Origin of the sequence: Pseudomonas sp. UBA6315 (assembly GCF_002438125.1) — a bacterium.
Taxonomy (GTDB): Bacteria; Pseudomonadota; Gammaproteobacteria; order Pseudomonadales; family Pseudomonadaceae; genus Aquipseudomonas; species Aquipseudomonas faucium.
Map to the genome: position 1 here is coordinate 37,435 of NZ_DJTF01000065.1, position 10,168 is coordinate 47,602.

11 protein-coding genes are annotated in these 10,168 nt (G+C 64.7%); 6 read left to right on the top strand and 5 right to left on the bottom strand.

All coding sequences use genetic code 11. From position 1 onward, the window contains the following. Positions 1-81: 81 nt before the first annotated feature. On the top strand, positions 82-1,215 hold the full coding sequence (earP, locus tag B3E94_RS08255) for an elongation factor P maturation arginine rhamnosyltransferase EarP (protein ID WP_286913044.1): 1,134 nt from the start codon (positions 82-84) through the stop codon (positions 1,213-1,215). Between the two features lie 48 nt (positions 1,216-1,263). After that, positions 1,264-1,833, top strand: a complete 570-nt coding sequence (gene efp / locus B3E94_RS08260) for an elongation factor P (protein ID WP_011532839.1) — start codon at positions 1,264-1,266, stop codon at positions 1,831-1,833. 59 nt (positions 1,834-1,892) lie between these two features. Here efp and B3E94_RS08265 read toward each other — a convergent pair whose 3' ends face one another. From B3E94_RS08265 to B3E94_RS08275, 3 genes are all read right to left on the bottom strand, one after another. Further along, positions 1,893-2,321 (bottom strand): organic hydroperoxide resistance protein, encoded by a 429-nt coding sequence (locus tag B3E94_RS08265; protein ID WP_176512050.1) that lies wholly within the window; start codon positions 2,319-2,321, stop codon positions 1,893-1,895. Positions 2,322-2,462: 141 nt separating this feature from the next. Beyond that, positions 2,463-2,918 (bottom strand): MarR family winged helix-turn-helix transcriptional regulator, encoded by a 456-nt coding sequence (locus tag B3E94_RS08270; protein WP_176512051.1) that lies wholly within the window; start codon positions 2,916-2,918, stop codon positions 2,463-2,465. Between the two features lie 55 nt (positions 2,919-2,973). Further along, positions 2,974-3,930, bottom strand: coding sequence for a LysR family transcriptional regulator (locus B3E94_RS08275; protein WP_286913046.1), 957 nt, complete (start codon positions 3,928-3,930; stop codon positions 2,974-2,976). Between the two features lie 114 nt (positions 3,931-4,044). Here B3E94_RS08275 and B3E94_RS08280 point away from each other — a divergent pair, with 114 nt between their 5' ends. Beyond that, complete coding sequence (locus tag B3E94_RS08280) at positions 4,045-4,794, top strand: sulfite exporter TauE/SafE family protein (RefSeq protein ID WP_286913047.1); 750 nt, start codon at positions 4,045-4,047, stop codon at positions 4,792-4,794. Positions 4,795-4,876: 82 nt separating this feature from the next. Here the strand turns inward: B3E94_RS08280 and B3E94_RS08285 are convergent, their stop codons facing one another. Beyond that, entirely contained in the window at positions 4,877-5,728 is an 852-nt protein-coding gene (locus tag B3E94_RS08285) for a LysR substrate-binding domain-containing protein (protein WP_176512054.1), read from the bottom strand. A gap of 96 nt (positions 5,729-5,824) precedes the next feature. Between B3E94_RS08285 and B3E94_RS08290 the strand changes: the two genes are divergently transcribed. Together B3E94_RS08290 and B3E94_RS08295 are read left to right on the top strand one after the other, a co-directional pair. Continuing rightward, positions 5,825-6,043: a DUF1127 domain-containing protein gene (locus B3E94_RS08290; RefSeq protein ID WP_286913049.1), complete on the top strand. Its 219-nt coding sequence runs from the start codon at positions 5,825-5,827 to the stop codon at positions 6,041-6,043. Positions 6,044-6,188: 145 nt separating this feature from the next. Then, entirely contained in the window at positions 6,189-7,409 is a 1,221-nt protein-coding gene (locus tag B3E94_RS08295) for a winged helix-turn-helix domain-containing protein (RefSeq protein WP_286913050.1), read from the top strand. On the opposite strand, the gene B3E94_RS08300 is transcribed toward B3E94_RS08295, so the two are convergent. Then, a complete protein-coding gene (locus tag B3E94_RS08300) occupies positions 7,390-8,736 on the bottom strand; it encodes a class II 3-deoxy-7-phosphoheptulonate synthase (protein WP_286913051.1) in 1,347 nt (448 codons plus the stop codon). The two genes, B3E94_RS08295 and B3E94_RS08300, sit on opposite strands and share 20 nt — an antisense overlap. Positions 8,737-8,853: 117 nt before the next feature. Here B3E94_RS08300 and B3E94_RS08305 point away from each other — a divergent pair, with 117 nt between their 5' ends. Continuing rightward, on the top strand, positions 8,854-9,609 hold the full coding sequence (locus tag B3E94_RS08305) for a spermidine synthase (protein WP_236236170.1): 756 nt from the start codon (positions 8,854-8,856) through the stop codon (positions 9,607-9,609). The last annotated feature ends 559 nt before the right edge of the window (positions 9,610-10,168 follow it).

A 10,168-nucleotide genomic window follows, 5' to 3' on the forward strand; every position in this document is an offset into this window, starting at 1 on the left:
GAAATTTCAGCGCCGGCGCTTTTGTCGGCGACAATTTAGCCGCAGAATTCGCGGTTTTTGCGCAGGGCGAGCGGAGGGCACATGAAGGTCACCTGGGACATTTTCTGCACCGTCGTCGACAACTATGGCGACATCGGCGTGACCTGGCGCCTGGCTCGGCAGCTGGTGGCCGAGCACGGCCTGGCGGTGCGCCTGTGGGTGGACGACCTGAACGCCTTCGTGCCCATGTGCCCGGGCGCTGATGCCAGTGCCGCGCAGCAATGGCAGCAGGGCGTGGAGGTGCGTGCCTGGCCCGCCCAGTGGCAGCCAGTGGAGCCTGCGGACGTGGTCATCGGTGCCTTTGCCTGCCAGCTGCCGGCGCCGTACATCGAGGCGATGCGTGCCCGCGTTACGCCGCCGTTGTGGCTGAACCTGGATTACCTCAGCGCCGAAGACTGGGTCGAGGGTTGCCACGGCCTGCCGTCGCCGCAAGCCAATGGCCTGCGCAAGGTGTTCTTCTTCCCGGGGTTCACCGACAAGACCGGTGGGTTGCTGCGCGAGGCGCCATTGCTGGCGCAGCGTGATGCCTTGCAGCAGTCGCCCGAGGCGCGCACGGCGTTCTTGCAGGGGCTGGGTGTTCAGCCGGCGAAGGGTGCACAGCTGATTTCGCTGTTCGCCTACGAAAACCCGCAACTGGGCGCTTGGCTCGATGCGCTGGCCGCAGACAGCTGTGCCACTCACCTGGTAGTGCCCAGTGGGCGCATCCTGGGGGACCTGGCCAACAGGCTGGGCGAACCCGCGCTTGCAGTGGGCGACCTGCACCGGCGCGGCGCGCTGACCGTGCAGGTGCTGCCGTTCGTCAGCCAGGACGACTACGACCGCCTGCTCTGGTGCTGCGACTTCAATGCCGTGCGCGGTGAGGATTCGTTCGTGCGCGCGCAGTGGGCCGGGCGCCCCATGCTCTGGCACATCTACGTGCAGGAAGAAAACGCCCATTGGGAAAAGCTCGAAGCGTTCCTTGGGCATTATCGGCAAGGCTTGTCGGACGATGCCGCACAGGCGCTGATGGCATTATGGCGTGCCTGGAACATGGACCACGACATGCGCCAGGCCTGGCAAGCGGCCCGCAAACATTGGCCGCAACTGCAGCAGCATGCCCGCGATTGGGCGGCCCGGCAGGCCGCTCGGCCGGACCTTGCCAAGGCGCTAGTACAGTTTTACCGAAATTCGCTATGATACGCGGCCTCGATTTTTATAAATCCATCCAGATTCGGATACTTCGTAATGAAAACTGGTAAAGAACTGAAACCCGGTACCGTACTGCGGATCGACAACGACCCGTGGCTGGTACAGAAAGCCGAATTCACCAAGTCGGGTCGCAACAGCGCGATCATGAAGACCAAGCTGAAGAACCTGCTGACCGGCTACAAGACCGAAACCGTCTACGGTGCCGACGACAAGCTGGACGACGTGATCCTGGATCGCAAAGAAGCGACCCTGTCGTTCATCAGCGGTGACTCGTACACCTTCATGGACACCACCGACTACACCATGTACGAACTGAACGCCGAAGACATCGACGCCGTTCTGCCGTACATCGAAGAAGGCATGGAAGACATCTGCGAAGCCGTGTTCTTCGAAGGCCGCCTGGTATCGGTTGAACTGCCGACCACCATCAGCCGTCAGGTTACCTACACCGAGAACGCTGCCCGTGGCGACACCTCCGGCAAGGTCATGAAGCCTGCCAAGCTGAAGAACGGTACCGAGATTCAGGTTGCCGACTTCATCCAGATCGACGAGTGGATCGACATCGACACTCGCGACAACAGCTTCAAGGGCCGTTCCAAGAAGTAATTCTTCTTGTGATGAGCACGAAAAACCCGGCCTTGGCCGGGTTTTTTTGTGCCTGCGATCTACACCGTCACGTGCAACCGCACATCGACATTGCCGCGGGTGGCGTTGGAGTACGGGCAGACCTTGTGCGCCTTTTCCACCAGCCCTTCAGCGTCGGCCTGGGCCAGGCCCGGCAGGTTGACGTGCAGGTCGATATCCAGGCCGAAACCGCCAGGAATCTGGCCGATGCCGACCTTGGCAGTGATCGAGGCGTCGGCGGGCAGTTGTTTCTTCTCCTGGCCGGCAACGAACTTCAGCGCTCCGATGAAGCAGGCCGAATAGCCGGCGGCGAACATCTGCTCGGGGTTGGTGCCGTCACCGCCCGCACCGCCCAGTTCCTTGGGAGTGCTCAGCTTGACTTGCAGCTTGCCGTCGCTGGAGCGGGATTGGCCGTCGCGACCGCCGGTGGAAGTGGCTTCTGCGATGTACAGGGGAGTGACCTTTTGCATGATGAGCCTCGCGAATGTGCTGTGCGCCCTGGTCAAGGCAGGTGCGCCGGGTGGGTACGGGATTTAAATTAGCGCGCAATTAGTTTGCGCGCAAGATAAATACTCACCGTCCATCGGAACGGGCATCACACAGCTTAGCCCTCAGAGGTGCTCTTGCAGGTTGTTGCGCAGGTCGAGCAAGTCCGCTTGCAGTTGCTTGAGGCGTTCCAGGCTGCGGCCGCTGGCCTTGAGGATACATGGCGGCACCGCCTTGGCTTGCTCTTGCAGGGCTCGCCCTTTGTCGGTCAGGTGCACCAGCACCACCCGTTCATCCTCGCGGCTGCGGTTGCGCTCGAGCAGGCCTTCGCTTTCCAGGCGCTTGAGCAGGGGCGTGAGCGAGCCGGGGTCGGTCAACAGGTGCTGGCTGATTTCGCCCACCGTGCGCCCGTCCTGCTCCCACAGCACGAGCATGGCCAGGTACTGCGGGTAGGTCAGGCCCAGTGCCTGGAGCAGGGGCTTGTAGACCTTGGTCATCAGCAACGAGGTGGAGTGCAGGGCGAAACAGACCTGGTTGTCCAGCAGCAGCTCGTCACAGGAGGCGTGGGTGTCGGCGTTCATGCAGGTCCTTGAATGTCATCGATAGAGAAATCTAGCACGCTGATGATTAGTGCGCTCATTGCCAGCGCAATTCGCTGCGCAGCGCCAGGTCCCACGGCGGGATCGGGCTGAAGCGGCTCTTGAGGAATTCGAGCAGCAAGCGACTGCGAGAGTTCGTTTCATGTTCCAGGCGGAGCGCATAAATGCCGCTGGACTCCGCCGCCGGCAGGCCGCTGTGGCAGAACAGCGGCACCAGTTCGCCGCGCAGCAGGTAGTCGCTGATCAGCCAGGTTGGCAAGTGGGCGATGCCAAGGCCGGCCAGGGCGCCGAACAGCAGGGTTTCGGCGTTGTTGGCGGTCATGCGCATGCGCGAGGGGCGGAACTGGCGCGCCTGGCCTTGCACCGTGAAGCGCCAGGCGAAGGGCGGTGCCAGGCCGTCCCAGTCCAGGCCGTCGTGTTCGGGCAGCTGGCTGGGGCAATCGGGCAGGCCGCGGCTGGCAAGGTAGGCGGGGCTGGCGCAGGCGATGCGCACCATGTACGCCAGCGGCGTGGCCACCAGGCGCGTGTCGGCCAAGGGGCCTGCGCGCAGCACCAGGTCGACTTCGCCCAGGTGGCTGCCGTGCAGGTCGACGAAGCTGTCGATCAGCCGCAGTTGCACGTCCAGGCCTGGGTACGCCACCAGGAAGTCGGCGATGGCCGGGGCCAGGTGGCGGCGGCCGAAGGCGGCAGGGGCATCGATGCGGATCAGGCCTTCCGGGGCATTGCTCAGCGACACCGCTTCGGCGCGGGCCAGGCGCAGTTCCTCGATGATGCGCCGGGCGCGTTCGGCAAAGGCCTTGCCGGCCGGGGTGGCGCGCACGGCGTGGGTGCTGCGGGTGAACAGGCGGCTGCCGACTGCGCTTTCCAGGTTGTCGATGCGCCGGGCTACGGCAGAGGGGGTCAGCGGGTGGCGGCGCGCGGCGGCGGAAAAGCTCCCGGCCTCCAGCACATCGAGGAACAGGCTCAGTTGGTCGGTCAGGGCATCTGGGCTCATGGGGCACCTTGCTTATGCATGAAGCGCACAGCCATTGTGCGTTGCTGTGCGTTTCCGTGCCAGAGTGCACTGGTTAGCATGCGTGGATAACTTACGCAGGCGGACGAGGCCCTGATGATCGAGTGGTTGTTGTATATCGCCCTGGGCGCGGCCTTGGGCACCATGGGCGGCTTGTTCGGGATTGGTGGAGGGCTGATTGCCATCCCGGCGCTTGGGGTGTTGTTCGGCCTGGACCAGCAGTTGGCGCAAGGCACGGCGCTGGTGATGGTGGTGCCCAACGTGCTGCTGGCGCTGTGGCGCTACCACCAGCGCAACCGCATCGAACTGCGCCATGCACTGCCACTGTCGCTGTGCAGTTTTCTGTTTGCCTGGCTGGGCTCGATCTGGGCGGTGGGCATCGATGCGCATTCCATGCGCTTGGGGTTCGTCGGGTTTCTGGTGGCGCTGGCGGTGTGGAACGTGGCGCGGCTGTTCCTCAAGGTGGCACCGGCCAGCAACGCGCTGCGTTATCCCTGGCCGTGGCTGGGCGTGCTGGGCAGCTTTGCCGGCACCATGGGCGGTTTGTTCGGGGTCGGCGGCGCGGTGGTGGCCACGCCCATTCTGACCAGCGTGTTCGGCACCACCCAGGTGGTGGCGCAGGGGCTGTCGCTGGCGCTGGCGGCGCCGAGTACCACGGTGACCCTGCTGACCTATGGCGTGCACCAGAGTGTCGACTGGAGCGTGGGCATTCCTTTGGCGGTGGGCGGGCTGCTGAGTATCAGCTGGGGCGTGCGCTTGGCCCATGCGCTGCCGGAGAAGGTGTTGCGCGGGATGTTCTGCGTGTTTCTGGTGGTGTGTGCGGTGATGCTCGGGTTCGAGCTTTAGGGGCAGCTACGCAGCCCAATCGCCGGCAAGCCGGCTCCCACAGGCTGCACCTGTGGGGTTGGGGCGTAAAGCGGCCTCTCGTTCACTGGAACCCTTCGACGATGTAGTCGGCCATGCAGTCGGTAATCGGCGACTGGGTCTGGGTATTGCGTAGCAGCATCACATTGGCCACCGGCAACTGCGGCAGCCCATCCTGCTCCCCGAGAATGCGGATGTTGCCGGCAATCAGGCTCTGCAGCTGCGCCGTCACCGCCAGCCCTGCGGTGACGATGGCAAAGATCGCCGCCAGGCTGGGGCTGGTGTAGGCGATGCGGTAGTCGATGCCCTGGGCCTCCAGGGCATTGCAGGTCCAGCCGCGGCAGAAGCAGTCGGTATTGAACAGGGCCAGTGGAATCGGCCGTTGCTCCTGTGGGCAAAAGCCTTCGGCAGCGGCCCACACCAGGCGTTCCTGGCGCAGCAGTTGGCCCACTTCATTGCCTGGCTCGCGGGTGACGATGGTCAGGTCCAGGTCCTGGCGCAGCATCAGTTGCTTGGACGAGTCGCAATGCACCTCCACCTGCACCAAGGGGTAGGCCTGGGCAAAGCTGGAAAGGATCGTCGGCAGAAAACGCATGGCGTAATCATCCGGGGTGCCAATGCGCACCAGCCCGACCATGTGCGGCATGCGCAGGGTGTTGAACACTTCGCCATGCAACTTGAGGATGCGCCGGGCATAGCCCAGCAGTACCTGGCCCTCGGCAGTCAGGCGTACCTGGCGGCCGTCGCGCTCGAAAAGCTGGCGCTGCAGGATGTCTTCCTCCAGGCGTTTCATCTGCATGCTCACGGCCGACTGGGTGCGGTTGACCACTTCCCCGGCGCGGGTGAAGCCGCCTTGCTCGGCGATGGCGACGAAGGTGCGCAGCACGTCGGCATCGAGGCTCTGGTACTGGGACATTGCATCAATCTCCGAGATGCATGGCATCAGAAACATTCGTTGGATTGATCTTATGCCTGGCCTGAGACTGGAGCCATCAACACGGAGGGCTTCACGATGAAAGGTCATGTCAGCACCATCCAGCAACCTGCCTTCTCCCTGAACCACCTGTGGCACGTGGCTGCCGACCGGCCGCTGCGCTGGTACGAGCTGTATTGCCAGCGCCGCGAGCTGGCCCGCCTCAGCGATGCCACCTTGCACGACCTGGGGTTGAGTAGGGCGGATATCCAGCAAGAGGCCGAGCGGCACTTCTGGGATGACCCGCTGCGCAAGTAGGCTAAGTTTGTCGGTGTACTTGCCGGCCCCTTCGCGGGGCAAGCCCGCTTCCACGGGTGCTCCACTGTTCTCAAGGCAGTGGGGTAGCTGTGGAAGCGGGCTTGCCCCGCGAAGCAGTCGAGCAGCCACCCACAGGAGGCCTGAAGTGTTGCTCAAGCTGTCAATCAATCAGGCCCGGCGCCTGGCCTTGTCTGCCCAGGGCTTCGCCAAGCCGCCTCAAGCCTGCCCGACGCTGCCTGCGATCAAGCGCATGCTGCAGCGCCTGGGCGTCGTGCAGATCGATTCGGTCAATGCCCTGGTCCGCTCCCATTACCTGCCGTTGTTCTCCCGCCTGGGCGACTACGCTCCCGCGATGCTCGACCAGCTCGCCTGGGGCCGTGGCCGGCAGCGCCAGCTGTTCGAGTACTGGGGCCACGAGGCCTCGTTGCTGCCCTTGAGCCTCTACCCACTGCTGCGCTGGCGCATGGCCCATGCCGCCGACGGCCGCGGCATTTACCGGCAGCTGGCGCAGTTTGGCCGCGAGCGCCAGGACGTGATCGCCCGGGTGCTGCGAGCCGTGCGCGAACAAGGCGCGCTGGGCGCCGGCAGCCTGTCCACGCGCCAGGAGCGCGCCGGCCCCTGGTGGGACTGGAGTGAAGAAAAGCACGCACTGGAATGGCTGTTCGCCGCAGGCGAGGTGACCGTGGCTGGAAGGCGCGGCTTCGAGCGGCTCTACGATGTGCCGGACAAGGTACTGCCACGAGCGATCCTCGACATGCCCCAGCCGCGCGAGGCCGATGCCCACCAGGGCCTGATGCTGCACGCCGCGCAAGCCTTGGGCGTGGCGACCGAGCGTGACCTGCGCGACTACTTCCGCCTGGAGCCTGGGCAGGCAAAGGCGGCGCTGGCCGAGCTGCTTGCCGATGGCCGCTTGCAAGCGGTGCAGGTGCAAGGCTGGAAGCAACCTGCCTACTGCGCCGGTACGCCGCGCATTCCCCGGCAAGTCGCAACCAGCGCCTTGCTCTCGCCATTCGACTCACTGGTCTGGGAGCGCGAGCGTACTGAGCGGCTGTTCGATTTCCGCTACCGCCTGGAGATCTACACCCCGGCCCATAAGCGGGTCTACGGCTATTACGTGCTGCCCTTCCTGTTCGATGGGCGCATCGCCGCGCGCGTGGACCTGCGCGCCGAGCGGGCGCAGGGGCAATTGGCGGTGCATGCCGTGCATGCCGAGGCAGCGGGCTTGGGCGAGGCGGGTTATCAGGCGCTGGCGGCGCAGCTGCTGCACCTGGCCCGGTGGCTGGGCCTTGAGCGGGTGCAACTGAACTGCCCGCGCGAGGAGGGCAGCCAGTTGCGTCGGGCGCTGCTCAGCGGCGCACTTGCTTGAGGGTTTCTGCGATCAGGAAGGCCAGCTCCAGCGACTGGTCGGCGTTCATGCGCGGGTCGCAGTGGGTGTGGTAGCGGTCTGACAGCGCATCTTCGGTGATCGGGCGGGCGCCGCCGATGCATTCGGTGACGTTCTGCCCGGTCATTTCGATATGGATGCCGCCGGCGTGGCTGCCCTCGGCCTGGTGCACCTGGAAGAACTGCTTCACTTCATCGAGGATCTGCGCGAAGTCGCGGGTCTTGTAGCCGCTGCTGGCCTTGATGGTGTTGCCGTGCATCGGGTCGGAGCTCCACAGCACCTTGCGCCCCTCGCGCTCGACGGTGCGGATCAGCCCCGGCAGGTGCTCGCCGACCTTGCCGGCCCCCATGCGCACGATCAGGTTGAGCCGGCCCGGGTCGTTGCTCGGGTTGAGCGTGTCGATCAGGCGGATCAGCTCTTCAGGGTTCATGCTCGGGCCGACCTTGACCCCGATCGGGTTGTGCACCCCGCGCAAAAACTCCACATGCGCGCCATCGAGCTGGCGGGTGCGGTCGCCGATCCACAGCATGTGCGCCGAGCAGTCGTAGTAGTCGCCGGTCAGGCTGTCCTGGCGCACGAAGGCTTCTTCGTAGTTCAGCAGCAGCGCCTCGTGGGCGGTGAAGAAGCTGGTTTCACGCAGTTGCGGGGCGTTGTCCAGGCCGCAGGCGCGCATGAAGGCGAGGGTTTCGTCGATGCGGCTGGCCAGCTGGTGGTACTTGTCGGCCAGCGCCGAGTTGGCGATGAAGTCCAGGTTCCACTTGTGCACCTGGTGCAGGTCGGCGAAGCCGCCCTGGGCGAAGGCGCGCAGCAGGTTGAGGCTGGCAGTGGCCTGGTGGTAGGCCTGCAGCAGGCGGTCCGGGTCCGGCACGCGGCTTTTTTCGTCGAAGCCGATGCCGTTGACGATGTCGCCACGGTAGGCGGGCAGGGTGACGTTGCCGATGGTTTCGTCGCCCGAGGAGCGCGGCTTGGCGAACTGGCCGGCCATGCGCCCGACCTTGACCATCGGGCAGCCGGCGGCAAAGGTCATGACGATGGCCATTTGCAGCAGCACCTTGAAGGTGTCGCGGATCTTCGCCGCCGAGAACTCGGCGAAGCTCTCTGCGCAGTCGCCGCCCTGCAGCAGGAAGGCGCGCCCCTCGGTGACCTCGGCGAACTGCCGGCGCAGCTCGCGGGCTTCGCCGGCGAACACCAGCGGCGGGTAGCTGGCCAGGGTCTGCTCGACCTTGAGCAGGTGCGCGGCATCGGGGTAGGTCGGTTGCTGCTGGATCGGCAGGGCACGCCAGCTGTCAGGGCTCCACGGTCGGTTCATCACAGGCTCGGTCTGGTCGGTTTGGGCATGCCTGCCATGGTAACAGTTGCCGCCGCGCTTGTTGCATCGGGGGCGTTGGCGGACAATGCGCGTTTTGCGCGGGCAGGTGGCAGGTAGATGGCAACGGAGCGGGAAGAGCGGCTGTTGGCCCGGGTCGAGGATGCCTTTGGCGTGATCAGCGTGTACGAGGTGGACGACTACCGCTTCCTCGAGTTCGGCGATGCCATCGAGCAGAGCTGCGTGTTCACCGCCGACCCCAGTTGGCTGGAGTACGACTACACCCGCGCCATGCTGGTCGGTGCGCTGTGCCATGAGCAGCCAGAAAGCGCGCTGTTCCTCGGCCTTGGCGCCGGCACCCTGACCCAGGCGTGCATGAAGTTCTTGCCGCTGGAGGATATCGAAGCCATCGAACTGCGCGCCGACGTGCCGCGCCTGGCCATGGAGTACATGGGCCTGGACGACGACCCGCGGCTGTACGTGCGCATTGGCGACGCCCTGGAGCTGCTGCCCACGGCGGAGAAGACCGACTTGTTGTTCGTCGACCTGTACACCGACCATGGGCCGGGTGTCGGGCACCTGGCCTGGAACTTCCTTGGAAACTGCCAGAAACAGCTCAACCCGGGCGGCTGGCTGGTGATCAACCAGTGGGCCAGTGACGACGGCAGGCCACTGGGCGCGGCGCTGCTGCGCGGGTTGTACCACCGGCATTACTGGGAGCTGCCGGTGAAGGAGGGCAACGTGATCCTGCTGGTGCCGGCCGACCTTGACCAGCAATTGGACCTGGACGGTGTGCGGGCGCGGGCCGAGGCGCTGGCGCCGCGGCTGGGGTATGGCCTTGAAGGATTGATACGGGAGATTCGGCCGGCCAGCTGAAGATCTGCTGGGTGGCTTGTGGCCCTATCGCCGGCAAGCCGGCTCCCACACCGATCAGCGCTGTTCTTGTGGGAGCTGGCTCCCTCACCGATCGGTGCTGTTCTTGTGGGAGCCGGCTTGCCGGCGATGGGGCCAGTGATTTCAACCAAGAAGTAACGTTTCAGCCAGCCATCGCTGATGGCCCCATACTGGCCTTGAACCCCGAAAATTTTCCTCACTTCCTTCTGTTAATTCGGGTATAGTACGCGCCGGTCTTTTAGCGGACCTCAAAATCAGGTGGTGCAAATCCTCCGAGTCCAGCTTCGGCTGCACGTCCGCTAGGCGGACCTTCCCAAGTTTTCTTTTTCAATCGTTTTCGCAAATCCCCGCCGCCAAAGCTGCCTGGGTGACCTTTTGGTCTTTCAAGGCATGTGCAGCTTTGGAGCATGGGTCTTTGCGGATGCACCTAGAGGCAGACCCATGACCCAGGAAACCGGCGGCTTCGCCGCTCTCGATCTCAATCCGAATATTGTTGCTGCCGTTCTGGCGACCGGCTACGAAGAGCCGTCCGCCATTCAGC

Excerpts from the sequence above, each read along its gene's own strand:
- earP (WP_286913044.1), top strand. The coding sequence starts at position 82 with ATGAAGGTCACCTGGGACATTTTCTGCACCGTCGTCGACAACTATGGC.
- B3E94_RS08285 (WP_176512054.1), bottom strand. The coding sequence starts at position 5,728 with ATGTCCCAGTACCAGAGCCTCGATGCCGACGTGCTGCGCACCTTCGTC.
- B3E94_RS08270 (WP_176512051.1), bottom strand. The coding sequence starts at position 2,918 with ATGAACGCCGACACCCACGCCTCCTGTGACGAGCTGCTGCTGGACAAC.
- B3E94_RS08305 (WP_236236170.1), top strand. The coding sequence starts at position 8,854 with ATGGCAACGGAGCGGGAAGAGCGGCTGTTGGCCCGGGTCGAGGATGCC.
- B3E94_RS08265 (WP_176512050.1), bottom strand. The coding sequence starts at position 2,321 with ATGCAAAAGGTCACTCCCCTGTACATCGCAGAAGCCACTTCCACCGGC.
- B3E94_RS08300 (WP_286913051.1), bottom strand. The coding sequence starts at position 8,736 with ATGAACCGACCGTGGAGCCCTGACAGCTGGCGTGCCCTGCCGATCCAG.
- efp (WP_011532839.1), top strand. The coding sequence starts at position 1,264 with ATGAAAACTGGTAAAGAACTGAAACCCGGTACCGTACTGCGGATCGAC.
- B3E94_RS08290 (WP_286913049.1), top strand. The coding sequence starts at position 5,825 with ATGAAAGGTCATGTCAGCACCATCCAGCAACCTGCCTTCTCCCTGAAC.
- B3E94_RS08275 (WP_286913046.1), bottom strand. The coding sequence starts at position 3,930 with ATGAGCCCAGATGCCCTGACCGACCAACTGAGCCTGTTCCTCGATGTG.
- B3E94_RS08280 (WP_286913047.1), top strand. The coding sequence starts at position 4,045 with ATGATCGAGTGGTTGTTGTATATCGCCCTGGGCGCGGCCTTGGGCACC.